The organism is Sinorhizobium sp. Y406 (genome assembly GCF_058732025.1).
The window spans coordinates 850,093-876,219 of sequence record NZ_CM178975.1 but is presented as its reverse complement, the minus strand read 5'-3'; the positions used below and the strand labels follow the sequence as shown (position 1 = coordinate 876,219).

The following is a 26,127-nucleotide window of genomic DNA, read 5'->3' as shown; positions in this document are numbered from 1 at the left end:
CCTCCGGATTGACGGCCGGGAGGGGTTTTTTGGCTTCCAAGCAGGTTCCGCAAAGTGTCCCACGGTTTTGCAATCAGAACCTGCGGCAATCCTAAGGAGTCTAAGCAGATACTCGTCGGTCAACCGATGGATTTCTGCTTAGCGGTTGACGCTTTTGGCCGGCACCGCCAACACCGCGAGCGCGCCGACAACAAGAACGGCGGCCAGGAAATACATGCCTGCGCTGTTGCTGCCGGTGAAATCCTTCAGATAGCCGACCATAAACGGTCCGAGGAATCCGGCAAGGTTGCCGACCGAGTTGATCCAGGCGATGCCGGCGGCGGCGCCGCTCCCGGCGAGGAAGGCCGTCGGGAGCGACCAGAACAGCGGCGCGCAGCTGATGGCGCCGGCGGCGGCAAACGAAAGGCAGAGAATGGCGACAGTCGTGCTTCCTGCCATGGTCGCGGTGACGAAGCCGCCCGCCGCGATCAGAGCCGGGACGATCAGATGCCACCGGCGCTCGCGCAGCCGGTCCGAGGAGCGCCCGAGCGCCAGCATGGCGACGAAGGTGAATATATACGGAATGGCGGAGATCAGGCCGATCTGCAGGTTTCCGGCCACGCCCGAGGCTTTGACCATGGTCGGCATCCAGAAATTCAGTCCGTATTGCCCGAGAACGAAGCAGAAATAGATGAGGCACAACAGCCAGACGCGCGGATCAGTCATGGTCGAGGCGATGTCGTGCGGGCTAGAGGCTTTCGCTCGGTTGTCGGCGCTGATGTTCACGATGAGTACGTTCTTTTCGACGTCCGTGAGCCATTTGGCGTCGCCAATCCTGTCGTCAAGGTAAAACAGGGTGACCATGCCGAGCAGGACGGCGGGGATTGCCTCGATGAGGAACATCCATTGCCAGCCGGAGAGGCCATGGGTCCCATGGAAACTGTCGATGATCAGCCCGGACAGCGGATTGCCGAAGATGGCCGAGATCGGAATCGCCGACATGAAGGTCGCAACAATTCTGGCGCGACGGTGTGACGGGTACCAGCAGGTGAGATAGAGGATTATGCCCGGGAAGAACCCCGCCTCGGCCACCCCGAGCAGAAAGCGCAGGACGTAGAATACCGTCTCCGACGTCGTGAACACAAAGGCGGCGGAGATGGCGCCCCACGTGATCATGATGCGCGCGATCCATACGCGGGCACCGACCCGGTTGAGGATGACGTTGCTCGGTACTTCGAACAGGAAGTAGCCGATGAAAAAAATCCCCGCGCCGATGCCGTAGGCCGCTTCCGAAAGGCCGAGCTCGCTCGACATCTGCAGCTTGGCGAATCCGACATTGACGCGATCGAGATAGGCGACCATGTAGGACAGCATCAAAAACGGGATAATTCTCCAAAAGACCTTGGCATAGGCGCGGTCTTCGACTGCCCGATCCAGATATGCGCCATCGACCGGCACCGGTGTTTGCAGCGTCATGATTTCCTCCACTTCTTGAATTGCCATGCAATCGCCCGACGAGGCGCGTCCCACAAAAGTGGCAGCGCTGCCATAATTATCTACGACAGTTTGGCAGCGCTGCCAAGAGGAAAATGGTAGCGCTGCCAAAAAAACTGATGTTGAATGGAACGCGGCTGGTTCTTGATGTCACCGCAATCAGGCCGGAGCAGGGTTCTAATGAGTGTGGATTTCAAGCAGCAGGGGACGGTAACACTGGCAGAGGTGGCGGAAGCGGCCGGCGTCGGCGAGAGTACAGTTTCACGTGTCCTGCGAAACGAAGGTTCCTTTTCTCGAAAGGCGCGGGACCGGGTGATGGAAGCCGTCGAGCGGCTCGGTTACGTGCCGAACCGGATAGCCGGGACGCTCGCCTCCGCCGGCTCGCGTCTCGTCGCCTTCGTCATACCCTCGCTCTCGAACATTGTTTTTCCCGACCTGTTGCGCGGCGCAAGCGGCGTGCTGGAGGCAAACCAGCACCAGGCTGTTTTCGCCGTTACCGACTACGATCCGGGGCGTGAAGAGGCGCTCGTTGCGGCGATGCTCGCCTGGCGGCCGACGGCGGTGGTGCTCGCGGGCTTCGAACACAATGAGGGCACGCGCAAGATGATGCGCGCGAGCGGCCGCCGGGTCGTGGAGGTGCTCGACGTGGACGGCGAACCGGTGGATATCGCTGTCGGCTTTTCCAACCGCGCGGCCGGCCGGGAAAGCGCTGCGTTTCTGTTGAAGCGTGGCTATCGCCGGATCGGATATGTTGGCCATGATGTCGAGCGCGATACGCGTGCCGGAAAGCGTTACGCCGGCTTCTGCGCGGCGCTGGAGACAGCCGGTTTCCCGCTCGTGGATCGGCAGATCAGTCCAGGCCCCTCGTCGGTGGAAAGCGGAAGACAGGGCTTGGAACAGCTGCTTGCCCGTTCGCCTGGCCTCGATGCCGTCTACTTCTCGAACGACGACATGGCGATCGGTGGCTATTTCCACTGTCTCGCGCGAGGAATTTCGATCCCCTCGCAACTGGCGATCTTCGGCTATAACGGCCTCGACATCGGTCGGGCAACACCGCAGCCGCTCTCGACCATCCGCACGCCCCGGGTGATGACGGGGCAGGTGGCCGCTGAGCTCGTCGTTTCGAACGCACCGTCGCAGGTCGTCGACCTCGGTTTCGAACTTGTCGAAGGCGCAACCGCCTGAACTCGAAAGGACCGCCCCCATGTCCGAGACGCGTCTGCGCGAGGAAATCTGCCGCTACGGCCGTTCGCTATTCGAGCGAGGGCTCACTCCAGGCTCCTCCGGCAACATATCGCTGCGCCTCGACGATGGCGGCTGGCTGGTGACGCCGACCAACGCCTCGCTCGGGTTCCTCGATCCGGCCCGCATTTCCAGGCTCGACGAAGAAGGACGGCTCGTTTCCGGCGACAAGCCCACGAAGGAGATCCCGCTGCACTCCGCCCTCTATGAGACGCGCGGCAGCGCGCGGGCGATCGTCCATCTGCATTCGACCCATGCGGTGGCGCTCACCATGCTGCCCGAAATCGATCCGCGCGCCGTGTTGCCGCCGATGACGCCTTATTATCTCATGCGTGCCGGCGAAACGGCGCTCGTGCCCTATTACCGCCCCGGAGATCCCGCGGTCGCCGATGCGATCCGAGGCCTGGCCGGCAAATATTCCTCCGTGCTGCTTGCCAACCACGGCCCGGTGGTCGGCGGCGAAAGTCTCGAGGCGGCGGTGTTCGCGACCGAGGAGCTCGAGGAGACCGCAAAGCTCTACCTGCTGCTGCGCAATCTCAATCCGCGCTATCTGACCCCGGCGCAGGTCGAGGATCTCGTGAAGACCTTCGGGCTCGAACTGCCTTCGCATCAGAACCGTGAAGACCACGATCACGGGTGACCGGGTCGTCCCGTCATCATGCACTGCAAACGAGAGCGCGGAATTTTTTTTGTGCGGCGCGGCAACGAAGAGGGGTTGACCCGACGCCCGCTTTGCTCCCTACTCATCATACTGATCCGGTGGACCAACCAGTTGATCAGTCGGAGGCGGTGAGAGTGAACGGCAGTCCAATCCTCACGCAGATGCCGAAGGTCGGCCGGAGCCTTGAGCGCCGGACCGCGCGCGAGGTGATTTCCGACAAGCTAATGGTGCTGGTCGCGACCAACATGCTGCGGCCGGGCGACGAACTGCCGGGCGAACGGGAGCTGGCAAGTGTGCTCCACGTCAGCCGAGAGACTGTACGCGGCGCAATCCAGACGCTCGCAGCGCGCGGCATCATAGAGGTTTCACAGGGCAGCCGCAGCCGCGTCGCCAACGTCGACCTCAGTCATTTGCCCGTGACGATCGCTTCGCCCAATGCCATCGACAGCTACGATCTCGAAGACGTCCACGCAGCCCGACTTCACATAGAGCTGAAGGTGGTGGGCGACGCCGCCGAGAACATGGATGAAGAAACGCTGCGCAAGCTCGAAGCCTTGCTGGAAACGCAAAGGCTCTGCGGCAACGACGCAATGCGCTTCCTCATCTGCGATCGCGAATTCCATGTGGCGATCTACCGAGCCTGCGGTAATCTGCTGCTGTCGGACTTCGTCACCGACCTGTACACCTATATGATGGATTATCGCCGCAGCGCCATGTCCCGGGCGGGCGCCATCGAGGCGAGCTATCAGGATCACAGCGAGATCGTCGAAGGCCTCCGGCGAGGGGACCGAGAGGCGGTCGTCGCGGCCTTCCGCCAACACTTGATGCGCATCTATCAGACCACGAAGGACCTGCTCGTCAAAGGCGCTGCGGGCGGCAAGAAGCAGAAGCACAAGGGAACGCTCAACCCGGATTGATCCGGACGGTGGCCGAACAGGAGGAGGTTCGCCGCGAATGCACGTCATGATCATCGGTGCGGCCGGCATGATCGGCCGAAAACTCGTCGAACGGCTGGCCGCGGAGCCGGATGCTCTCGGCCATGGGATCGCGCTGCTGACTTTGGTGGACGTGGTCGAACCGGTGGCCCCGGCAGCCCTTTCCGCGATTTCGGAGACGTTTGCGCTCGATCTCGCGTCGGAGGGCGGAGCCGAACGGCTCGTTGCTGCGCGGCCCGACGTGATCTTCCATTTGGCGGCAATCGTCTCCGGTGAAGCAGAGGCAGATTTCGACAAGGGCTACCGCGTCAATCTCGACGGCACACGGGCGCTGTTCGAGGCGATCCGCCAGGAAGGCCAGCGCGAGCGCTACACACCGCGCGTCATTTTCGCCTCGTCGATCGCCGTTTTCGGCCAGCCGTTCCCGGAGAAGATCGGCGACGAGTTCTTCACCACGCCGCTGACGAGCTACGGAACGCAGAAGGCGATTTGCGAGCTGCTGCTGACCGATTATACGCGGCGCGGCTTCTTCGACGGGATCGGCATCCGCCTGCCGACCATCTGCGTTCGGCCCGGCGCGCCGAACAAGGCGGCCTCCGGTTTCTTCTCCAACATTCTGCGCGAACCGCTCGCCGGGAAAGTGGCCGTGCTGCCGGTCGACGAAGACGTCCGACACTGGTTTGCAAGCCCGCGCTCGGCCGTGGGGTTTTTCGTCCACGCGGCACGCATGGATACCGACCGTATCGGGCCGCGGCGCAACCTCACCATGCCGGGACTATCGGCGCTGGTCGGCGAAGAGATCGAGGCGCTCGGGCGCGTCGCGGGAGCGAAGGCCGTCGGCCTCATCCGCCGCGAGCCGGATCCCGTCATCCGCGCGATCGTCGCCGGCTGGCCAACCAACTTCGATGCACGCCGGGCGCGCGAACTCGGGTTTACCGCCGAAACCAGCTTCGACGAGATCATCCGCATCCATATCGAGGACGAACTCGGAGGCAAGATCTGAGATGGCAGAAGGCAAGAAATCGGGCGAAGGCAAGATCGCCCTCGTGACGGGCGGCGGCACTGGCGTCGGACGCGGCATGGCAACGGCGCTGAGCGCCGAGGGCTACGCCCTCATCATCACCGGGCGCCGTTTGGATGTACTGCAGAAAACGGCAAACGAGATCGCGGCGGAAACCGGCGGCACCGTCCGGGCGGTTCCCTGCGACGTCGGCGACCCCAATCAGGTGGCGGGCCTTTTCGAGACAATCCGCCGTGAGTTTGGCCGGCTCGACCTGCTCGTCAACAATGCCGGCTCCAACGTGCCGCCGGTGCCGCTCGAGGAGATCAGCTTCGAGCAATGGAGCGGGATACTCGCCGCCAACCTGACGGGTGCATTTCTCTGCACCCAGCAGGCTTTTCGGCTGATGAAGGCGCAGGAACCGCGCGGTGGGCGCATCATCAATAATGGATCGATTTCGGCGACGACGCCGAGACCCAACTCCGCGCCCTATACGGCGACGAAACACGCGATCACGGGGCTCACCAAGTCGACCGCACTCGATGGGCGGCCCTTCGACATAGCTTGCGGCCAGATCGACATCGGCAATGCCGCAACGGACATGACGCAAAAGATGAGCAGTGGTGTGCTGCAGGCCAATGGCGAGATAGCGTCCGAGCCGACCATTCCGGTCAAGCACGTCGCCGAGGCCGTTGTCTACATGGCCGGCCTGCCGCTCTCGGCCAATGTTCTGACGATGACGGTGATGGCGACGAAAATGCCGCTGGTCGGCCGCGGATAGCGGTCAATGCTCTCCGCCCGCCCTATATCTCGCAGGGGCGATAACGTTGGCGTCCGGGGAGAATGAGGTTCTGGGAGGAGTGTAAATGGCAGGCGTGGATTTTGTCGATGTCAGGAAGTCCTTCGGTGCTTTCCCCGTCATCAAGGGCGTGAACATAGAGATCGAGGATGGCGAGTTCGTCATTCTCGTCGGTCCGTCCGGCTGCGGAAAATCGACTTTGCTCCGGATGCTGGCCGGGCTCGAAAACATCACCGCCGGCGAAATCCGTATTGGCAACCGTGTCGTCAATCGGCTGCCGCCGAAGGACCGCGACATCGCCATGGTGTTCCAGAACTACGCCCTCTATCCGCATATGACGGTTCGGGACAACATGGCCTTCTCGCTGATGCTGAAAGGATCGGCGAAGGACGACGTCGATAAGCGCGTCGGGGCGGCCGCCGACATTCTCGGCCTCTCAAGACTGCTCGACCGCTATCCGCGCCAGCTTTCCGGCGGTCAGCGCCAGCGCGTCGCGATGGGCCGGGCGATCGTGCGGGATCCGCAGGTGTTCCTGTTTGACGAGCCGCTGTCTAACCTCGACGCGAAGCTGCGCGTTGCCATGCGCGCCGAAATTAAGGAGTTGCACCAGCGCCTGAAGACGACCACCGTCTACGTCACCCACGATCAGATCGAGGCGATGACCATGGCCGACAAGATCGTCGTCATGCATGACGGCATCGTCGAGCAGATCGGGGCGCCGCTCGATCTCTACGACCAGCCGGCCAATCTTTTCGTCGCCGGCTTCATCGGCTCGCCGGCGATGAACATGCTCAATGGCCGGCTCGATGCGAACAATCCCAACGCCTTCCTGTCGGTGGACGGCACGGCTCTGCCCGTGGCGCGCCCGGCCGCCGCGGCACGGGGGCGCAATCTCATCTATGGCCTCCGGCCCGAATACCTGTCCCTCGATCCGAACGGATTGCCGGCCGAGGTCGTGGTGATCGAGCCGACCGGCTACGAGACTCAGATGATCGTCAAGCTCGGCGGCGCGGAGGTGACCGGTGTTTTTCGGGAACGCGTCAACGCCAGGCCCGGCGAGACGATCCGTCTGGCGATCGACAGCCAGCATGTTCACCTGTTCGACGCCGAAAGCGGCCGGCGACTGGTTGATTGAGGCCGCGCGGCAGACGGGGAGAGGGAGGAGCCCTCCTTGAGCCGCCGCGCGGACGATCGTCCGGCGACCTGCCGGGCATCGGGTGCATTCGTCAAGCGGGGCGGCGAATGCGGGAAGAAGATGCTCCCGCTGTTTGAAGGAGGAGTACCAATGCCGATAAAGAGACGTGATTTCCTCGCGGGTTCCGCGGCGCTCGCGGGCATGGCCGGGCTTCCGCTCAGCCCCCGACCGTCCTTCGCGCAAGCGGAGCCGACCTACACGCCGGAGGAGGGCGCAAGCCTGAGGCTCTTAAGATGGACCCCATTCGTCCAGGGCGACGAAGACGCCTGGCTTGCCAATACCAAGAAGTTCACCGAGACGACCGGCGTCGAGGTCCGTATCGACAAGGAGAGCTGGGAGGACATTCGCCCGAAGGCAGCCGTCGCAGCCAATGTCGGTTCTGGACCCGATATGGTGCTGTGCTGGTTTGACGACGCGCATCAGTACCCGGACAAACTCGTCGATCTGACGGAACTCGCCAATTATCTCGGCGAAAAATATGGCGGCTGGTATGACGGCTTGAAAGGCTATGCGACCCGTGACGACAAGTTCATAGCCATGCCGCTGACGGCGATCGGCAACGCGGTCTGCTACCGCGACAGCCATATGCATGCCGCAGGCTTCAGCGAATTCCCCGAGGATACCGCAGGCTTCCTCGAGCTCTGCAAGGCACTGAAGGCCAAGGGAACGCCGGCTGGCTTCCCGCACGGCAAGGCCGTCGGCGACGGCAACAACTATGCCCATTGGCTGCTCTGGAGCCATGGGGGCAAGATGGTCGACGAGAACGGCAAGGTCACCATCAACAGCCCGGAGACGCTGGCTGCGATCAACTATGCCAAGCAGCTTTACGAGACCTTCATTCCCGGGACCGAAAGCTGGCTCGACATCAACAACAACCGCGCCTTCCTCGCCGGCCAGGTATCGCTGACGGCGAACGGCGTGTCGCTCTACTACGCGGCCAAGAAGGATCCGGCGCTTGCGGAAATTGCGGCCGATATCCGCACGACCAACTTCCCCGTCGGGCCGGTCGGGCAAAGCGTCGAGCTTCACCAGACGAGCTCTATCCTGCTCTTCAACCACAGCAAATATCCGGAAGCGGCCAAGGCGTACATCAAGTTCATGATGGAGGGTGATCAGATGAACGCCTGGATTCAGGGCTCCAGCGCCTATTGCTGCCAGCCGCTGAAGGCCTTTGCCGACAATCCGGTCTGGACGGCCGATCCGATCCACGCGCCCTATGCGAAGGCCTCCGCGACCTTGCGGCCAAACGGCTATGCCGGTCCGCTTGGCTATGCTTCCGCGGGTGTCATGGCCGATTACGTGCTAGTAGACATGTTCGCGACCGCGGTCACCGGCCAAATGACGCCGGAAGAGGCGATGGTTGAAGCGGAGCGGCGGGCAAACCGCTACTACCGCGTCTGAAGCTCGGGGCGGCGGTGAAACCGCCGCGGCACGCAAGGCGTCGGCGGCTGTTCCTGCCGACGCCATTCACTTCAGCCGGAGAAGACCGATGTCCTACACGTCGTCCGAGAAGCCGCCAGGCGCCATGGCGTCGCTGATGCAGAACAACAATGTGCTCGGCTTCCTGTTCATGCTGCCGGCCGCCGTCTTCCTAATCTGTTTCCTGACCTATCCTTTGGGCCTCGGCGTATGGCTCGGCTTCACCGATACGCGGATCGGTCGCGACGGCATCTTCATCGGCCTTGAGAACTACGAATTCCTGGCACGGGATTCGGTCTTCTGGCTCTCGGTCTTCAATACGCTTCTCTACACCTTCGTGGCGTCAATCCTGAAGTTCGTGCTGGGCCTCTGGCTGGCCCTGTTGCTCAACGAGAACCTACCACTCAAATCCTTCTTCCGCGCGATCATTCTTCTGCCCTGGGTGGTGCCGACGGTGCTTTCGGCGCTTGCCTTCTGGTGGATCTACGACTCGCAGTTTTCGATCATTTCCTGGTCGCTGATGCAGCTCGGCCTGATCGACGGGCCAATCAACTTTCTCGGCGATCCGACCAATGCGCGCGCTTCGGTCATTGCCGCCAATGTCTGGCGCGGCATTCCCTTCGTCGCGATCTCGCTGCTTGCCGGCCTTCAGACGATTCCGCCGTCGCTGCAGGAGGCGGCTTCGCTCGACGGGGCCACGAGTTGGCAGCGCTTCCGCTACGTCACGCTCCCGATGTTGACGCCGATCATTGCCGTGGTGATGACATTCTCGGTGCTTTTCACCTTCACCGATTTCCAGCTCATCTACGTGCTGACCAGAGGCGGACCGGTGAACGCGACGCACCTGATGGCGACACTTTCGTTCCAGCGCGGCATTCCGGGAGGCCAGCTCGGCGAAGGGGCGGCGATCGCAGTCGCGATGATCCCCTTCCTGCTCGCCGCGATCATGTTCAGCTTCTTCGGGCTGCAACGGCGCAAGTGGCAGCAGGGCGGCCAGGATTGAGCGGGAGGGGACAATGAATACCACCGTGACGAAAATCGAAGACGAGGTCCTCACCGATACCGCCGAGGGCATGAGCTATCTGAACCGTTTGCCGCGAAGGATCGTCGTGCTTTACCTGCCGATGGCGGTCTTCGTCTTCGTGCTGCTCTTTCCGTTCTATTGGATGGCGATCACCGCGATCAAGCCCAATGCGCAGCTGACCGATTATAACAATTACAGCCCCTTCTGGGTGGTGAGGCCGACGCTCGAGCATATCAAATACCTGCTTTTCGAAACCTCCTATCCCGGCTGGCTTTGGAACACGATGCTTGTTGCCGTGGGTTCGACGATCCTTTCTCTCGCCGCCTCGATATTTGCGGCCTATGCAATCGAGAGGGTGCGTTTCACCGGCGCGCGGCCGGTCGGGCTGATGATCTTCCTCGCCTATCTGGTGCCGCCGTCGATCCTCTTCATCCCGCTCGCCTTCATCGTCTTCAAGTTCGGTATCTACGATTCCAAGCTGGCTTTGATCTTCACCTATCCGACCTTCCTCATTCCGTTCTGCACCTGGCTGCTGATGGGCTATTTCCGTTCGATCCCGTTCGAGCTCGAGGAGAGCGCGCTGGTGGACGGCGCGACGCGATGGCAGATCCTCGTCAGGATCATCCTGCCGCTTGCGGTACCGGGACTGATTTCGGCCGGCATCTTCGCCTTCACGCTTTCCTGGAACGAGTTCATCTATGCGCTGACCTTCATCCAGTCGTCGGAGAACAAGACCGTACCTGTCGGCGTGCTGACGGAGCTCGTGCGCGGCGATGTCTTCGAATGGGGCGCGCTGATGGCGGGCGCGCTCTTCGGCTCGCTGCCCGTCGTCCTCCTCTATTCGTTCTTCGTCGACTACTACGTGTCGTCGATGACGGGTGCGGTGAAGGAGTGATGCCGCTATCGGTCGCCTGCCAGCAAGAGCGTGAGCGTTGCGACAATGGTGGCGAACGGCGCCCAGGCGCCGGCATCCTGCAGCGCCCACAGCGTGAGCCCGCTGAAGGCACACCAGAGGAGCGGAATCGGCAGTAGAAGCCAGGGCGGTTTGGGCGAGAGCGCCAGCACGCCGCCGAGCGTCGTCGCCACGGTTGGATCAGGCATCAGGCCGAAGACTTCGGCCGAGGCGAGGGAGCGGCCGGCAAGGGGAGCCAGTAGAGGATAGGCGACGAGCCCGAAGAGCATCAGGCCGATGCCGCCATAATACCGCTTCGCCTGCGGTGCCGGCCCGCCCGCCCAGCGGCTACTCACGATCAGCAGGCCCGCCTGCAGGAGGAAAGCGGCGGCGGCATAGGACGCCGGCCAAGTGATGACGGCATAGCGCGCCCACAGCAATTGCCAGGCGCAGAAGACCCAGGCCACCGCCAGCGCGGGCAGGACGATAGCCCGGTTACGCGTCATCGCGAGGACCAAAGCGAGCAGGCCCCCCGCGATGAAGACGACTTGCAGCGGCCAGACCGCCTGATTGTAACTCTCGACCAGGCGAACGTAGACGCGCGGCGAGAACATCAGGAAGTCCGCAAGATCGTAGGTCGTCCAGATCACCATCAACAGGCATCCTAAGGCCAGACGTCAGAGTGATTCCACATAGCTGGCCATGCGCCGGCGCAAGCCGTGATCCGGCAGGATCCCTGTCGCCGCATCGAGGTTGTCGCGCACATGGTCGACGCGCGTGGTGGCGGGAATGGCGCAGGTGACCGCTGGATGCGAGATGATGAATTTGAGCAGGAACTGCGCCCAGTTGCGCGCGCCCGTCTCGGCAAGCCAGGGCGGCAGGGGCTCGTCTTCGAAACGCCGAATAAGCCTTTTCTGCCGGAAGGGCCGGTTGACGATAACCCCAATTCCCCTCTCTGCGGCCAGCGGCAAGATCCGCTGCTCCACTTCGCGATCGAGAATATTGTAGGTGATCTGAACGAAATCGACCGGCTCCCTTGCCATGATGCGTTCGATCTCTCGATGCCGGCGCCCTTCCGACGTGGTGATCCCGACATAGCGCAGCCGCCCCGCAGCCTTCATGTCGAAGAGCGCCGGCAGGTGCTCCTCCCAGGACACGAGATTATGCACCTGCATCAGGTCGAATGCCGAAACGCCCCAATAGGCTCGCGACGCCTCAATCTGTGCTGAGCCGTGCTGCGGATCGGAAGTCCAGACCTTCTCCGTCGAGAACAGCCTCTTCGGGTGGCCGAGCTTCTTGAGGCCGTAGCCGATCGTTGGCTGTGAAGAGCCGTACATGGGCGACGAGTCGATCATCCGGCCGCCGTGCTCGAAGAAGGCCGCCATCACGGTGGCGCATTCGTCCTTCAGCACCGGGTCGTTCCCGACGTTGAAGGTGATCCAGGTGCCGAGGCCGACCACCGGCATCGCCTCGCCGCTGGACGGGATCGGCCGAGTGAGGACATTGCGCTGCCCGAGCGCGCGGCCTGGCAGAAGCGGCAGCAGGGCACCGAGGCCAAGCGCCTGCAAGGCGATGCGCCGGGTGATTGCCATGGAGCCGCTCCTTCCTGCGCCGAAGACTTGGAAGTCTATCCCGCTTATCGGGCGAGATCATGAGATCCTGCGGCGGGAGCGGCCACGAAGTCGTGAACGGAAGTTCTCAGCCCTTGCCCTGGAACGCGCGCTGGAGCGCGGCGATGTCGAGCTTCACCATGCCGAGCATCGCTTCCGTCGCACGCTTGGCGCTCTCGCGATCGGCACTCATCATCATTTCGCCGAGCACGCGCGGCACGATCTGCCAGGAAAGCCCCCAACGGTCCTTGAGCCAGCCGCATTGTTCCGCCGTGCCGCCATTTCCCAGAAAGGCATCCCAAATGCGGTCGATCTCCTCCTGGCTGTCGCATTCGACCACGATGGAGAAGGCGTGGTTGAAGGCATCGAGAGGTCCGGCCTCGAGTGCGATGAAATTCTGGTTGTCCAGCGTAAACTCGATCACCTTGACGCTGCCGGGGGGGGCGCTCGGCGTATCCGCCGGAACGGTGGTTGCCGAGGCCTGATGCGAGTTCGGGATGACCGAGACATAGAAATCCACGGCCTGCTGTGCGTGCTCCGGAAACCAGAGATGGGATATGATCTTGGGCATAGGAAGCTCCTTCGATGCCGTGGGTGCTGCTGCATGTCTGCTCAAGTCGTTCCGACTTGAGGGACGTCCGCTAGGACGTTTCCGCTTCCTCGGAGCCGACAAGCCCTAGACGAATTTCCACGCCGCGGCAACGCGGATGGGGAGTCGCATTTTGCCGCTGCGGCCGGATTGACCGTGACATCCGGATGAATGACAGTCTCCCATTATCCCGGCGGTCGCGGTACGGTGAGCCTGCCTCCACTTGCCAACGTTAACCGAATATGGGGGCCGGCCTGTGACGCCCGTCTATGTCAATCCCGCGACGGTTCGCTCCTTCGAGGATGCAGAGAGCTTTTACCATTGGCTCGGGCAGAATCATGACAAGCAGGATGAAGTCTGGATCAAGATCCACAAGGCGGGCTCCGGGCTCCGATCGATCGCGCCCGAGGAGGCCATCGAAGTCGTTCTCTGCTGGGGCTGGATCGACAGTCTGCGAAAGGGCTTCGACGAGAGGAGCTATCTTCAGCGCTTCACACCGCGGAGGCGCAAAAGTATCTGGAGCCGGATCAACGTGGAAAATGTCGCGCGCCTAATCGCAGCGGGCCGGATGACGGAGCATGGGTTGAAGCAGGTCGAAGCTGCCAAGGCCGACGGGCGCTGGGACCGTGCCTATGAGAGCGGGCGGCAGATGAAGATTCCCGACGATCTGCAGGCCGCCATAGATGCCGAGCCGAAAGCCAGCGAAATGCTGGACAAGTTGACCGCTCAGAACCGCTACGCTCTGGCCTTCCGCCTGCACCACGTGAAGACGGAAGCGGGACGGCGAAAGAAGATCGAAGCTTTTGTCTCGATGCTCAAGCGTGGAGAGACGTTCTATCCGCAGCGTGGGAAGTGAATTCGTCGTGTCTTCCTGCGGGGGCGGCCGGTTCCAATCCGGTCCTGTCGGACTCTGGCCGCTCGGCCTCGAGTTCCAGATGACGTTCGGCGTGGCGCATGTTTTGCCATTCTCTTTCGAGGCGCAGGAACACCTCCGTCGGAATATATCGAGACTGCATGTGAACCCTCCGTGGCGGCTCCCCAGGAACACGCAAGCGCAGCTTTGGTTCCATTTTGCGAATGCTTGGCCGTTGGGGCCGACTGTATGCGGTGGCTACGGCGGCCTCGCAGTTGCAGCGACTTGGCCGAGAGTTGTCGGGCTTTCGCTCGCCACCCGACAGGTTGCTCGAGTGGTGAGGCCGCCGCTGCAGAAACTGCGTTGGCGGCAGCCTCAGGCTTGCGCCTCATAGTGGATTCCACTCCTGGAGTGTCCACTGGTCAAGGTTCAGGTCTTCATCAATAGGTGCGCTGTGGATTACATTTGATGGGTGCGCTTGCCGCAATCGGGCAGCGTATATTTCTGCCATCCATCGCAGGGGTTAACTCGACAGGCCGACCCCATGCATCATCAGGTGATTGCCCAAGCTTCCTATAAGGCGTGCAAGGTCACCGACGCCGCGCCTAGCAGCAGGCATAGGGCCAGGACGGCGGCAATTCCGTATCTCATCATCTTGATCCGGCGTGTGCGTATGCCGGTCCAGTCGTAGCTCATCATGCGCTCCGAGCGATATTGCGCTTCGATGACGAAGATTGAACCGATTTTGTTAAGAAATTGGAAACCAGGGCATCCATTCCATCTGCCTGAGACAGGTGCGGTGTTAAGTCAAGCAATGCACTTGGCTGTGGTCACACAGTGCGATCTCCAATGGCTGGGGGTATAAAGTCAAAGTTTAATAAAATGAATGTTGTCTTTGGCGGGAAGTCCGCCGCTTCATCATTTCCGTTCTTTCAGTCTGATTTTAATGATTTACCATCATCGCAGGTTTCTTTCGCGATTAACTCTTGCTGCTTCCATTCCGTCTATAGTCTCGGCGCGATTGGGGTGTGAGAGCAAATCCGGCATGTGCGGTATCAGCGGTTATTTTGGTTCAATTCGAGACGGAAAAACCCTTCTCGAACGGATGACGGCAGCGATTGCCCATCGCGGCCCGGACGAGCAGGGGGTTTTCACCACGCCGCAGGCCGGCCTTGGCCATGTGAGGCTGTCGATCGTCGGACTTGGCGACGGCCAGCAGCCGATGTCGGATGCAAGTGGCGAACTGACGATTGCCTTCAACGGCGAAATCTTCAACTACGTCGAGCTTCGAGACGAGCTAAAGGCCCGCGGCCGGCGCTTTCGCACTTCTAGCGACACCGAAGTGATCCTCCACCTCTATGACGAAATGGGCGAGGACTGCGTCTCATTGCTCAACGGCGACTTTGCCTTCGCAATCTGGGATGGAAGGCGCCGCCGGATGATGCTGGCGCGCGATCGCATGGGCGTGCGGCCGCTGTTCTACACGACACAGGGAGGCACGCTCTACTTTGCCTCCGAGGTCAAGGCTCTGCTCGCAGTCCCCGGTGTGACCGCTGATATCGATCCGATCGCGCTCGACCAGATTTTTACGCTCTGGGCGCCGATCGCACCTCGCACGCCCTTCCGCAATATTCTGGAACTTGAACCGGCCCATCTAATGATCGCCGATGAGCGCGGCGTCGTCACGCGCGCCTACTGGACACTGGAGTTCCCCGAACAAGGCCAAATGCCGGCCTATACCAATGAGGGACTCGCCGCCGACGACCTGCGCGCGCTGTTGAGCGATGCGACCCGCATCCGCATGCGTGCCGACGTGCCGGTCGGGGCCTATCTTTCCGGCGGGCTCGATTCCTCGATCGTCTCGACCCTTGCGGCCGGCATGACGCCACAGGGGCTTCGGACATTCTCGGTCACCTTCGACAGCGTGGAACACGACGAGAGCGCATTTCAGCTGGAAATGGCCGCAGCCCTCGGAACGGAACACAGCGCCGTTGCCTGCCGGGCGGGGGACATCGCCAGCGTGTTCCCCGAGGTGATCCGCTTTGCCGAACGTCCGATCATCCGCACGGCCCCCGCGCCGCTCTTCCAGTTGTCCGGGTTGGTGCGCGAGGCGGGACTGAAGGTGGTGCTAACGGGTGAGGGCGCCGACGAGGTGTTCGCCGGCTATGACATCTTCAAGGAGGCGCGCGTGCGCCGTTTCTGCGGGCGCCAGCCGGGCTCGCGCCTCAGGCCGCACCTCTTCCGCAAGCTCTATCCCTATCTGCCGGGCCTCAAGCAACAGTCGCCGGAATACCTCGCCGCCTTCTTCGGGGCCGGCGATGAATTGCTGGACGATCCGCTTTTCTCGCACCGGCCGCGTTTCAAGGGCACGGCGGCCACGAAACTCTTCTTCTCCGCCGGGCTGCGCGCGGAGCTCAAGGACTATGATGCGACGGAAGAACTGATCGATCGCCTGCCAAGGGATTTCGGGCGTTGGCATCCGCTGCACCAGGGGCAATATCTCGAAAGCCGATTCCTGCTGCCGGGCTACATCCTTTCGAGCCAGGGCGACCGCATGGCGATGGCGCACGGCATCGAGGGCCGCTTTCCTTTCCTCGACCACCGCCTGGTGGAGTTCGCCGCGAAATTACCGCCGGAGATGAAGCTCAAGGGCCTGACCGAGAAGCACATTTTGCGCGAGGCCACCAAGGATCTCCTGCCGCGCGCGATCGGCAAGCGGACGAAGCAGCCATATCGTGCACCGGACAGTCATTCCTTCGGCGGTCCCGGCGCTTTCGATTACGTTCGCGAGGCGCTGAGCGAGGAGGCGGTCGCCTCCGGGGGCCTCTTCAATGCCAAGGCCGTGGCGAAGCTCCATGATAAGTGCAGCACGCGGCCGGCTTCGGGCTTCCGCGACAATGCGGCCTTCGTCGGCGTCCTCTCGACGCAATTATGGCTGCAGACATTCACCGGTGCCGGCCGCAAGGCGGCAGCCGCTTGAACCGACAGAAAGGAAAACACATGGCGCAGACGATCAATGACAAGGTCAAGACCTTCATCATCGAAAACTTTCTCTTCGGCGATACCTCCTACGACCTCACCGATACGGCATCGCTGATCGAAAACGACATCATCGATTCGACCGGCGTGCTGGAACTCGTCGCCTTCATCGAGGACCAGTTCGGAATCGCCATGGCCGATGCCGACATCGTGCCGGCCAACCTCGATTCGCTGGCACGCATCACCGGCTTCATCCAATCCAGGGCCGCCGTGCCGGTCACGGCCTGATGCGGCGGCAGAGCGGGGCTTTAAGAGCATGAGGTTCGAGCAATTCCTCTCGAAGAACGCCGCGGCGAATGGCGCGAAGGCGGCGTTGGTCACCGACCGGAGAAGATTGAGCTACGACGAGCTCGACGATCTTTCGAGCCGGCTTGCCGCGGCGCTTTCCGCAACCGGGGTAAAGCGGAACGATCGTGTTCTCGTCTTCATGGACAATTGCTGGGAAGCGGCGGTCTCGATCTTCGCGGTCCTCAAGGCCGGCGCGACCTTCAGCCCGATCAACGCCTCCACCAAGGCCGACAAGCTCGCCTATATCGTCACCGATTGCGAGGCGGCGGCGATCCTGACGCAAGCTAAGCTGATGCCGGTTGTTGCCGAGGCGCGGACGATTTCTTCCGGCCATACTCCCTTCGTCGTCTCGACCGCTGGACCCGGCGGCCGAATGCCTGATGGGGCTCTGTCATTCGAGGAGTGCCTGACGACGGCACGGCCGCCCGCGGCGCATGGCGGCATCGACGTCGACCTTGCCATGCTGATCTACACCTCCGGCTCGACCGGCCGCCCGAAGGGCGTGATGATGACCCATCGCAACATCGATGCGGCGTCGGAGTCGATCACCACCTATCTCTGCAACCGGCCGGACGACGTCATCCTCAACGTCCTGCCGCTCGCCTTCGACTACGGTCTCTATCAATTGCTGATGGCGATCCGTCTCGGCGCCACCCTCGTCCTCGAAAAGTCCTTTGCCTTCCCGCAGGCGATCTTCGAGCGCATTCGCGCGGAAGGTGTCACCGGCTTCCCGCTCGTGCCGACAATGGCCGCGATGATCCTGCAGATGCGCGATCTCGAGCCCGGGTTTCTGCCGAGCCTGCGCTATCTCTCGAACACCGCCGCCGCGCTCCCGCCGGCCCATATCGCGCGGCTCAGGGAACTGTTTCCCTCGGCCCGGCTCTATTCGATGTACGGCCTGACGGAGTGCAAGCGCTGCACCTACCTGCCGCCGGAGCAGCTCGAGCGTAGGCCGGGCTCGGTTGGTATCGCTATTCCCAACACGGAAGCCTTCGTCGTCGACGACGAGGGCAAGCGCGTCGCCCCGGGCGTGGCCGGAGAGCTTGTCATCCGCGGCCCGCATGTCATGCAAGGCTATTGGCGCAATGATGCCGCGACCGCGCAAATGCTGCGCCCGGGCCCGAACCCGTGGGAGAGGGTGCTCCATACCGGCGATCTCTTTCGCACCGACGAGGAGGGCTTCCTCTATTTCGTCGGGCGCAAGGACGACATCATCAAGACGCGCGGCGAGAAGGTCGCACCCAAGGAGGTCGAGACCGTTCTGCACGCCCATCCGGGTATCGCGGAAGCCGTCGTCATCGGCGTTCCGGACCCGGTGCTCGGTCACGCGATCGGGGCGCTCGTGGTCCTCTCGGACGCCACGCTCACCGAAAAGGACATCATCCGCCACTGCGCCCGTCATCTCGAAGATTTCATGGTGCCGAAGATCGTGGAGTTCCGCACCGAACTGCCGAAGACCGACACCGGCAAGGTCAGCCGCAGGCTGGCAGCCGAAACATTGGAGCCCGCCGAATGAATATCCGCCCGGATCAGGAGCGATTTGATTTCTCCGCCGAGACCCTGGAAATCGATGCGGCGGCAGAGGCCGATCGCATCGTTGCGGGACTGCGCGCGCAACTGAGGGGCATGCGCAAGCGCGGCCTCGTGCTCGGCCTTTCGGGCGGCATCGATTCCAGCGTCTCTGTGGCACTTGCGGTACGTGCGGTCGGCGCCCAGAATGTCTTCTGCCTCTTCATGCCGGAAAACGATTCCGATCCGGAAAGCCTGCGCCTTGGCCGTCTGGTGGCGGACACGTTCGGCGTCGAGGCGATTGTCGAGGATATCGGCCCGACGCTTGCGGCGATGGGCTGCTACGAGCGCCGCGACGCCTTCATCCGCGAACTCGTGCCCGACTACGGACCGGGCTGGGCGTCGAAGATCGTCATCGCCAATGCACTCGAGGGCGAGGGCTACAATATCTCCTCGCTGGTGGTGCAGGACCCGACGGGCAATCGTACCAAGCTGCGCATGCCGCCATCGGTCTATCTCGGCATCGTCGCCGCGACGAACATGAAACAGCGCACGCGCAAGCAGATTGAATATTATCACGCCGACCGGCTCAATTTCGCCGTGCTCGGTACGCCGAACCGGCTCGAATACGACCAGGGCTTCTTCGTCAAGAACGGCGATGGCGCGGCGGACGTCAAGCCGATTGCCCATCTCTATAAGTCCCAGGTCTATGCCCTTGCAGCCTATCTAGGCGTGCCCGAGGAAATCCGCCGCCGTCCGCCGACGACGGACACCTACTCGCTCGAGCAGACGCAGGAGGAGTTCTATTTCTCGCTCCCCTACGACCGCATGGATCTCTGCCTTTATGGCCTTAACAATGGCTTGAGCGCCGAGGAGGTCGGCCGCGCCGCGAACCTGACGGCAGTTCAGGTCGAACGCGTATGGGCAGATGTTGCCGCCAAGCGCAAGGCGACCCGGTTTCTGCATCTCGGGCCGCAACTCGTGCAACCGGTCGCAGAGATCGGCGACTGATTCGGACTTGCCGGGCGCTCGTCAAGCGCCCGGCGCGGTCCCGCGACGTCGTCGGCGCGACACTTCCCGAGCATGATTAGCCGGTGATTTCAAGAAACCGGTCGACAAAGTCGCCAAGGGCATCCCAGTCGGTGAATTCGTGATCGCGCTCGGAGATCGCCTGATTGTTGCGATTCATGACGATGAATTTGACGACCTGCTCCTGGAAGTAGTCGTATTCCGTATAGCGCAATGCGCCCCCGAGAAGAAGCGTTGCCCGTGGCTGCCATGCCGTCACGGAGACGAAGCGATCCACGTATTCTTGCGCCTCCGCTCTCCCCTCTTCCAGGGCGGCCGACAGGCTGACGGATATGAACGCCGAGGGCTTCTCGTTCAGTAGGTCGTGATGGGCGAACGCGAAGTTCACCACGGTGTCCTGGTGGTGCTTTTGGTGGACCGACGCAGCAATGATGATCGCTTGAAATTCGTCCAGCTTCAGATCAGGCCCGAGTGCCGCGCTGTTAAGGATTTCGACTTGATGCCCGCGCTCGCGAAGATGCGTTTCCGTCCATGTTGCGATCTTCCGCGTCTGGCCCTCGGTCGTTCCGTACACGATCAGGATCTTCATGATTCCCTCCCAATTCGAAGAGATGTGCGTCCAACCGGCAGGAAGCATGCCTCCATGCACTGCAAGACCCGACGCAACCATATTAATCCATAACGCCTTTGACTTGGAGCAATCTCCACGAAGCGGCGGCGCCGATGGCGTCGACAGATACGAAAGCGAGCGGTTCGGCCCGCTTTTCCAGCCCCGTGCAGGGTAGCGAAATTAACGCTTTGTTAACCGTGACTCGCCTACATCTAGGCAACGGAAAATTAACGTAGATGACCAAAGTGCTAACAGACACCCGCTCCATACGCATCAAGGGCCGCTCGTTCCTTGCACTGGTGCTCTCGCCAGAGCCGCCGCTCGAAACGTGGCTCACCCGTCTCGACGATCTGGCCTCGCGCTCTGCCGGATTCTTTCTGGGTCGCCCAGTGGTGCTCGACGTCGCGGGCATCGAAATCGATCGGGGGCAATTGAAGAAACTGATCGATGAGCTCGGCAAGCGCAATGTCCGAATCATGGGCATCGAGGGCGGGCGTCCGTCACTGTTCGAGCCGGGCATGCCGCCAGCGATGCGCGGCGGGCGACCGGCTCCCGATGTCGAAATTCCCACAACTGAGGCAGGCGCCGACGCGAAGATGGCGGGCGCCAACGAGATGGCGTCAGCGTCCCCTCAGGCGGAGCAGCAAGCGGCGCGGACGATCTCGTCGATCGTCATTCGCGAGCCCGTGCGATCCGGACAGTCGGTGATCTTTCCCGAGGGCGACGTCACCGTTGTCGGCTCGGTCGCGTCTGGCGCGGAGATCATCGCCGGCGGCTCGGTTCACATCTATGGAACGCTCAGGGGACGGGCGCTGGCCGGCTCGGTCGGCAACGCGTCGGCGCGGATCTTCTGCCGCCGGCTCGAAGCGGAGTTGTTGGCGATCGACGGCGTCTACAAGACGGCCGAAGACATGGCCCCAAACCTTCGCGGCCAGGCGGTGCAACTCTGGCTCGAAGGCGATTCGATCATGGCAGAAAGACTTAACTGAGCCGGCGGCCGGCCAGCAGACAGGAGCGGGAAGATGGCGAAAGTAATCGTTGTGACATCAGGCAAGGGTGGCGTCGGCAAGACGACATCGACCGCCGCGCTCGGTGCGGCGCTGGCGCAGAGAAACGAAAAGACCGTGGTGGTCGACTTTGATGTCGGCCTGCGCAATCTCGACCTCGTCATGGGCGCCGAGCGCCGCGTTGTCTATGACATCGTCAACGTCATCCAGGGTGATGCCAAGCTGCCGCAGGCGCTGATCCGCGACAAGCGTCTCGATACGCTCTTCCTGCTGCCTGCTTCGCAGACGCGCGACAAGGACGCTCTGACGGCCGAGGGCGTAGAGCAGGTGATGGGCGAACTCAAGAAGCATTTCGACTGGATCATCTGCGACAGTCCCGCCGGCATCGAACGTGGCGCGACGCTCGCCATGCGCCATGCCGACATCGCCGTTATCGTCACCAACCCGGAAGTCTCCTCCGTTCGCGACTCTGACCGCATTATTGGCCTGCTAGATGCCAAGACCGAACGGGCCGAGCGCGGCGAACGGGTGGAGAAGCACCTGCTGCTCACCCGCTACGACGCGGCCCGCGCCGAGCGGGGCGATATGCTGAAGGTCGATGACGTTCTCGAGATCCTTTCGATACCGCTCATCGGCATCGTTCCTGAAAGCACGGATGTGCTGCGCGCTTCCAACGTCGGCGCGCCAGTCACCCTTGCCGACAACCGCAGCGCCCCGGCGCTCGCCTATCTCGACGCCGCCCGCCGTCTCACCGGCGAGACCGTCCCGATGACCATTCCGGGCGAGAAGCGCGGCCTCTTCGGCAAAATATTCGGACGGAGGGCAGCATGAGCATATTTCGCTTCTTCAGTAAACAAACGTCGGCGCCGACGGCGCGGGAGCGACTGCAGGTTCTGCTCGCTCATGAGCGGGCGTCGGTGGGGCACTCCGACCTGGTGGCGAAGCTCCGGGAAGAGATCCTCGCCGTCATCGCCAAGCACGTCCAGGTGGATGGCGACAAGGTGAGCGTTAAGATGGACCGCGGCGAGAATGTCTCGACGCTGGAAGTCGATATAGAGATCCCGTTGAAGGCCGTTCGCGCAGCCTGAGACATCGAGCGGCCGGACAGAGTGCCGGCCGTCTTTGCTCGCCCGGATACTGCAACATCAGAGAATGCAGCCGCACCGCGCTGAATGGGCGTAGGACGTTAGTTCGGCTCGCCGGCCGCAACCGTCTGCAAGGAACGCGTCGACGACCGCCAGGACGTGGTCCGGCCGTTGACGTGCCCAATGGCCAAGTCCGTGGAGGGCAGCCTCCTGGCACGCAATCGAGTCGAGCTGCAGCGTTCGGCGCATGACTTCTATCGCGGTCCGGTGCAGGTTGTCGCAGTCCGGATCTTCGGGCAGCGCCAAGCAGGGGAAGACGTCCCACCACATATAGCAGACCATATTCAGCGGCTTTGCGCCGGGTTCGTCTATGTGACCCAGTACGGCGGCACATCTCGGTGCGAACAGGTCGGTGAAGATATGCTCGATTGCCGCGACGCAGGCTAACCGTTTCTCAACGGGAATCGACTCGCTCAAGAACCAACCATTGTCACCCGAAGCGCTGGTGTTCAAGAGATAGGTAAGGCCCTGCGCGATCTGCGCATCGGAAAAACCGGCGAGCGACTGCTCAGTCGTTGAAAAGAGCTCGGTGAAATACTCGATTGCTCGAGGCGGCTGCGGATCCCACCATGGTGGGTCCTCGTCGAAGTACCACGGATTGCCGTGCGCGCGGACCGGTTCTCCAAAGCTGTGCCGAAGCCAGGCATCATAGCTCATGTCCCGCACGGCTGGCATCGTGGTCCTCCAGCGATCAATCCTCGAACGCGCGTCAGCGCCAGCCAAGAGCCGGCGCGACGTGGGTGAGGATAGATTCGATCACATGCGCATTGTAGCCCACGCCAAGCTGATTGGGGACCGTCAGGAGAAGCGTATCGGCTTCTGCGATCGCTTCATCCTTCGCCAGTTGCTCGATGAGGCGGTCTGGCTCAGCGGCGTAGCTGCGACCGAAAATCGCCCGCGTCTTGTCGTCAATGAAGCCGATCTTGTCCTCGTCCGGGTTGCCGTGGCCGAAAAAGGCGCGGTCGTGGTCATTGACCAGCGCGAAGATGCTGCGGCTGACGGACACGCGCGGCTCGCGCTCGTGGCCGGCAGCCTTCCAGGCTTCGCGGAATGCCCGGATCTGATCGGCCTGCTGGACATGGAAGGGAAGGCCGGTCTCGTCGTCCTTGAGCGTGGAACTTTGCAGGTTCATGCCACGCTTGGCAGCCCAGACCGCGGTGGCGTTCGAGCCGGCGCCCCACCAGATTCGTTCACGTAGTCCCGGTGAATGGGGCTCCAGGCGCAGCAGCCCCGGCGGATTGGGAAACATCGGTCGTGGATTGGGCTCGGCGAAGCCTTCGCCGCGAAGAAGGTCGAGCAGGACGTCCGCGTGCCGCCGGGCCATGTCGGACTCGTTCTCGCCTTCCGGGGGCGCGTAGCCGAAGTAGCGCCAACCGTCGATCACCTGTTCGGGAGATCCACGGCTGATGCCGAGCTGCAGGCGGCCGCCGGCGATCAGATCGGCCGCGCCCGCGTCCTCCGCCATGTAGAGCGGATTCTCGTAGCGCATGTCGATGACCGCGGTACCGATCTCGATGCGGCTCGTTTTCGCGCCGACGGCGGCTAGCAGAGGGAAGGGCGAAGCGAGCTGGCGGGCGAAATGGTGCACGCGGAAATAGGCGCCGTCCGCTCCGAGTTCCTCTGCTGCGACAGCAAGGTCGATGGACTGCAGGAGCGCGTCTGAGGCAGACCGCGTCTGCGACTGGGGAGAGGGCGTCCAGTGCCCGAACGACAGGAAACCGATTTTTTTCATGGTCATGCCTTTCAACTGTTCGAACGGTGCGCCATGGCGCGATGGGATCGTGGATATTAACGCGTTATCTCTGGTGCCTCTGAGGACAGCTGATCAAATGTGTTCGATTTCGACGACGCGAACGCCCCGGCGCCAAGAAAACCTGGCCAGTGAGTATCAAGGTGCCCGCGGAAGATATCACTATCGCGCCAGGCGGTGGGCAGCGGAGGCGAATACGCCGACGATGCCGGTCGAGTGCCCCCTTCGCCTGTCACTTGTCGAACCGGCCGCCGATCAGCCGGCTCCAATGTTCGCCGGCGAGCCCGTTGATGAAGCCCTGCGAGTGTCGGAATGCCTCGAGGAGTTTCTCGTCACGCGCGTGAATGACCGTCGAGGCCGCGTGGACGAAACCGATCCGACGTCCCATCATCGCCTCGAGAAGCGCGGGCTGGGTCCTCCCGTTCACGGCCGCGGCGCCGCGAGCGGCGGCATGGTCGATCAGGCAGTCGAGCACCAAGCCGGCTTGCCCCGGTAGCGCGAGAACCTGGAGGACTCGGGCAATTCTCCAGGGGCGCAAGTGGTAGAAGAAGGCACCGACGGGCGCGCCGGTGCGCGCCTTGACGACGGCAAAATGGGCTTCGCCATAGTCCGGCTTCTCGGTCGCATCTGCAAGAATGTGGGCGAATTGAGCTCCGGTCCAAGCCGGCTGCACGGCGAACTGTCGGGTCAGGATCGGGAAGAGTTCGGCGAAGCTTTCCCGATCTATATCTGCGACCTTCAGGGTGCCATTCGTATTCGCCTCCGCCGACACAGCAGACCAGCGCAGGTCGCCCCGGGTCATCTTGCCGCGGTATCGCCCGTCGAATGCGCGAGCGAGCGGAGCAAGGCTACGGGCTAGGCGCAGCCTGCGGGTAACGAGTTCCAGAGTGAAGGCGGCCGGGCGAATGACACGCACCCAATCGAGGCTGTATTGCGGCAGCACAAGGCCACGCAGCCGCGTCCACATTTGCGTCGAGATCTCGCTGGCGGTCTCGCTAAAGGAGAGATCCTGCGGGCCGGCAAGAAAGGCTTTCAGGAGCCGGGCGCCGGCCATCGGGTCGCTGTCGCGATTTTTGACCATCAGAGATCCGCAGATCGCGGCGCGTAGGCTCCGGCCATTGTGACGCATGGGTAGTGCATTGACTCCGACGAAACCGGAGATCCGGCCTGCGTCGTTGACATGCACGAGCGGCGCAATTTCCGGATCGCAGCCGGGGGCCTCCAGGTAGAGGTGGCGCAGATAGGCGGTGAGCGCCTGAGGTGGCGCCTCGTCGCTTTTGCGGAAGATTTTCTGGAAAAGGCCGGCGACGGCGGTGATGTCTTCCGACCTCAGCGGACGGATGTCGCTCATCGATTGCCCTCGACTCCGGCGCGCTTGCACGTAATGGCGACGCGGGGCTTGCCCGCCGCGTCCTCGGCAAAGCGCACCGCCTCGTAGGCTTTCGTGCGGGCGAGGAGGGCGGCCGCCTGCCGATCCTGACCTTCTCCGAATTCGAAGAGCAGCCAGCCGCCGGGTTTCAGAAAGGCGCCCGCCTCGCGGATCAGCCTTTGGTGGATGGAGATGCCATAGGGGCCGCCGTCGAAGGCTTCGCGCGGCTCCGCGTCGAGAAGGTGGGCGCTGTCGCCCTCTAGGCGGGCGGTGGAGATATAGGGTGGGTTGCAGACGATCATGTCGACCGCGCCTTCGAGATCTTCCCCAGAGAGGGCGGCGAAAAGATCTCCCTGCCGAATGAAGACGCGATCCTGGAGCGAGAGGCGCTCGGCATTGCGGCGGGCGAGGGCGACCGTGCTGTCGGTCAGGTCCGCACCCCAAACCCGCGCCGCGGGCACTTCCGCAGCAATTGCCAAGGCGAGATTGCCGGATCCGCAGCACATGTCGACGATCGATGCCGGCCCCGCACGGTCTCGCAGGATGGCGACAGCGCTGCGTCCAAGCAGTTCCGTCTCTTCCCGCGGCACGAGCACGTCTGGCGCAAGCTCGAGTTCGATCTCCATAAATCGGACAAGGGGCGGTCGGCCGTCGGCCGGGCGGGTCTCATTGTCGTCCTGCAGCACGAA

At 62.5% G+C, this 26,127-nt stretch carries 26 protein-coding genes; 17 read left to right on the top strand and 9 right to left on the bottom strand.

Features of this window, described 5'->3' with window-relative positions; all coding sequences use genetic code 11:
* Positions 1–138: 138 nt before the first annotated feature.
* Positions 139–1,455, bottom strand: coding sequence for an MFS transporter (locus tag AC4P1R_RS20980; RefSeq protein ID WP_492178807.1), 1,317 nt, complete (start codon positions 1,453–1,455; stop codon positions 139–141).
* Positions 1,456–1,653: 198 nt separating this feature from the next.
* Here AC4P1R_RS20980 and AC4P1R_RS20975 point away from each other — a divergent pair, with 198 nt between their 5' ends.
* From AC4P1R_RS20975 to AC4P1R_RS20935, 9 genes are all read left to right on the top strand, one after another.
* Positions 1,654–2,658: a LacI family DNA-binding transcriptional regulator gene (locus tag AC4P1R_RS20975; protein WP_151612072.1), complete on the top strand. Its 1,005-nt coding sequence runs from the start codon at positions 1,654–1,656 to the stop codon at positions 2,656–2,658.
* A gap of 19 nt (positions 2,659–2,677) precedes the next feature.
* Entirely contained in the window at positions 2,678–3,355 is a 678-nt protein-coding gene (gene otnC / locus AC4P1R_RS20970; RefSeq protein WP_273362701.1) for a 3-oxo-tetronate 4-phosphate decarboxylase, read from the top strand.
* Positions 3,356–3,510: 155 nt separating this feature from the next.
* A complete protein-coding gene (locus tag AC4P1R_RS20965; RefSeq protein ID WP_273362704.1) occupies positions 3,511–4,293 on the top strand; it encodes a FadR/GntR family transcriptional regulator in 783 nt (260 codons plus the stop codon).
* 37 nt (positions 4,294–4,330) lie between these two features.
* Positions 4,331–5,314 carry a D-erythronate dehydrogenase gene (gene denD, locus AC4P1R_RS20960; protein WP_273362707.1) on the top strand — a complete coding sequence of 328 codons (984 nt, stop codon included), beginning with the start codon at positions 4,331–4,333 and terminating at the stop codon, positions 5,312–5,314.
* A gap of 1 nt (position 5,315) precedes the next feature.
* A complete protein-coding gene (locus tag AC4P1R_RS20955) occupies positions 5,316–6,092 on the top strand; it encodes an SDR family oxidoreductase (RefSeq protein WP_151612065.1) in 777 nt (258 codons plus the stop codon).
* 85 nt (positions 6,093–6,177) lie between these two features.
* On the top strand, positions 6,178–7,245 hold the full coding sequence (locus AC4P1R_RS20950; RefSeq protein ID WP_151612063.1) for an ABC transporter ATP-binding protein: 1,068 nt from the start codon (positions 6,178–6,180) through the stop codon (positions 7,243–7,245).
* 150 nt (positions 7,246–7,395) lie between these two features.
* Complete coding sequence (locus AC4P1R_RS20945) at positions 7,396–8,706, top strand: ABC transporter substrate-binding protein (protein ID WP_492178646.1); 1,311 nt, start codon at positions 7,396–7,398, stop codon at positions 8,704–8,706.
* Between the two features lie 88 nt (positions 8,707–8,794).
* On the top strand, positions 8,795–9,727 hold the full coding sequence (locus tag AC4P1R_RS20940) for a carbohydrate ABC transporter permease (RefSeq protein ID WP_151612061.1): 933 nt from the start codon (positions 8,795–8,797) through the stop codon (positions 9,725–9,727).
* 13 nt (positions 9,728–9,740) lie between these two features.
* Entirely contained in the window at positions 9,741–10,643 is a 903-nt protein-coding gene (locus tag AC4P1R_RS20935; RefSeq protein ID WP_151612059.1) for a carbohydrate ABC transporter permease, read from the top strand.
* Positions 10,644–10,648: 5 nt separating this feature from the next.
* Here the strand turns inward: AC4P1R_RS20935 and AC4P1R_RS20930 are convergent, their stop codons facing one another.
* The 3 genes from AC4P1R_RS20930 to AC4P1R_RS20920 all read right to left on the bottom strand — a co-directional run bounded on the left by AC4P1R_RS20930 (position 10,649) and on the right by AC4P1R_RS20920 (position 12,821).
* Positions 10,649–11,293 (bottom strand): DUF6064 family protein, encoded by a 645-nt coding sequence (locus AC4P1R_RS20930; protein WP_492178643.1) that lies wholly within the window; start codon positions 11,291–11,293, stop codon positions 10,649–10,651.
* Positions 11,294–11,317: 24 nt separating this feature from the next.
* Entirely contained in the window at positions 11,318–12,232 is a 915-nt protein-coding gene (locus AC4P1R_RS20925) for an aldo/keto reductase (RefSeq protein ID WP_151612056.1), read from the bottom strand.
* A 106-nt stretch (positions 12,233–12,338) separates the two neighbouring features.
* Complete coding sequence (locus tag AC4P1R_RS20920; RefSeq protein ID WP_492178642.1) at positions 12,339–12,821, bottom strand: VOC family protein; 483 nt, start codon at positions 12,819–12,821, stop codon at positions 12,339–12,341.
* Between the two features lie 274 nt (positions 12,822–13,095).
* Between AC4P1R_RS20920 and AC4P1R_RS20915 the strand changes: the two genes are divergently transcribed.
* The 5 genes from AC4P1R_RS20915 to nadE all read left to right on the top strand — a co-directional run bounded on the left by AC4P1R_RS20915 (position 13,096) and on the right by nadE (position 19,539).
* Positions 13,096–13,695 carry a YdeI/OmpD-associated family protein gene (locus AC4P1R_RS20915; RefSeq protein ID WP_492178640.1) on the top strand — a complete coding sequence of 200 codons (600 nt, stop codon included), beginning with the start codon at positions 13,096–13,098 and terminating at the stop codon, positions 13,693–13,695.
* A gap of 1,042 nt (positions 13,696–14,737) precedes the next feature.
* A complete protein-coding gene (asnB, locus tag AC4P1R_RS20910) occupies positions 14,738–16,672 on the top strand; it encodes an asparagine synthase (glutamine-hydrolyzing) (protein ID WP_492178638.1) in 1,935 nt (644 codons plus the stop codon).
* Between the two features lie 20 nt (positions 16,673–16,692).
* Complete coding sequence (locus AC4P1R_RS20905; protein ID WP_151612048.1) at positions 16,693–16,959, top strand: acyl carrier protein; 267 nt, start codon at positions 16,693–16,695, stop codon at positions 16,957–16,959.
* A gap of 28 nt (positions 16,960–16,987) precedes the next feature.
* Complete coding sequence (locus AC4P1R_RS20900) at positions 16,988–18,535, top strand: class I adenylate-forming enzyme family protein (protein WP_151612046.1); 1,548 nt, start codon at positions 16,988–16,990, stop codon at positions 18,533–18,535.
* A complete protein-coding gene (nadE, locus tag AC4P1R_RS20895; protein WP_151612045.1) occupies positions 18,532–19,539 on the top strand; it encodes an NAD(+) synthase in 1,008 nt (335 codons plus the stop codon). Before AC4P1R_RS20900 ends, nadE begins: the two co-directional genes overlap by 4 nt.
* A gap of 76 nt (positions 19,540–19,615) precedes the next feature.
* On the opposite strand, the gene AC4P1R_RS20890 is transcribed toward nadE, so the two are convergent.
* Positions 19,616–20,146 carry a flavodoxin domain-containing protein gene (locus tag AC4P1R_RS20890; protein ID WP_151612043.1) on the bottom strand — a complete coding sequence of 177 codons (531 nt, stop codon included), beginning with the start codon at positions 20,144–20,146 and terminating at the stop codon, positions 19,616–19,618.
* Positions 20,147–20,403: 257 nt separating this feature from the next.
* On the opposite strand from AC4P1R_RS20890, the gene minC reads away from it, so the two are divergent.
* The 3 genes from minC to minE are packed head-to-tail and all read left to right on the top strand — an operon-like array spanning position 20,404 to position 22,262.
* On the top strand, positions 20,404–21,156 hold the full coding sequence (minC, locus tag AC4P1R_RS20885) for a septum site-determining protein MinC (RefSeq protein ID WP_492178636.1): 753 nt from the start codon (positions 20,404–20,406) through the stop codon (positions 21,154–21,156).
* A gap of 33 nt (positions 21,157–21,189) precedes the next feature.
* Complete coding sequence (minD, locus tag AC4P1R_RS20880) at positions 21,190–22,005, top strand: septum site-determining protein MinD (protein ID WP_492178634.1); 816 nt, start codon at positions 21,190–21,192, stop codon at positions 22,003–22,005.
* Complete coding sequence (gene minE / locus AC4P1R_RS20875) at positions 22,002–22,262, top strand: cell division topological specificity factor MinE (RefSeq protein WP_492178633.1); 261 nt, start codon at positions 22,002–22,004, stop codon at positions 22,260–22,262. Before minD ends, minE begins: the two co-directional genes overlap by 4 nt.
* Before the next feature lie 57 nt (positions 22,263–22,319).
* Here the strand turns inward: minE and AC4P1R_RS20870 are convergent, their stop codons facing one another.
* The 4 genes from AC4P1R_RS20870 to AC4P1R_RS20855 all read right to left on the bottom strand — a co-directional run bounded on the left by AC4P1R_RS20870 (position 22,320) and on the right by AC4P1R_RS20855 (position 26,124).
* Entirely contained in the window at positions 22,320–22,994 is a 675-nt protein-coding gene (locus tag AC4P1R_RS20870) for a hypothetical protein (RefSeq protein WP_492178632.1), read from the bottom strand.
* Between the two features lie 34 nt (positions 22,995–23,028).
* Entirely contained in the window at positions 23,029–24,051 is a 1,023-nt protein-coding gene (locus AC4P1R_RS20865; RefSeq protein WP_069461172.1) for an LLM class flavin-dependent oxidoreductase, read from the bottom strand.
* 250 nt (positions 24,052–24,301) lie between these two features.
* The gene (locus AC4P1R_RS20860; protein ID WP_492178631.1) at positions 24,302–25,420 is read right to left on the bottom strand and encodes a hypothetical protein; all 1,119 of its coding nucleotides are present in this window, start codon (positions 25,418–25,420) and stop codon (positions 24,302–24,304) included.
* Complete coding sequence (locus AC4P1R_RS20855; RefSeq protein ID WP_492178630.1) at positions 25,417–26,124, bottom strand: N5-glutamine methyltransferase family protein; 708 nt, start codon at positions 26,122–26,124, stop codon at positions 25,417–25,419. The genes AC4P1R_RS20860 and AC4P1R_RS20855 overlap by 4 nt, the downstream gene beginning before the upstream one ends.
* Positions 26,125–26,127 lie beyond the last annotated feature (3 nt).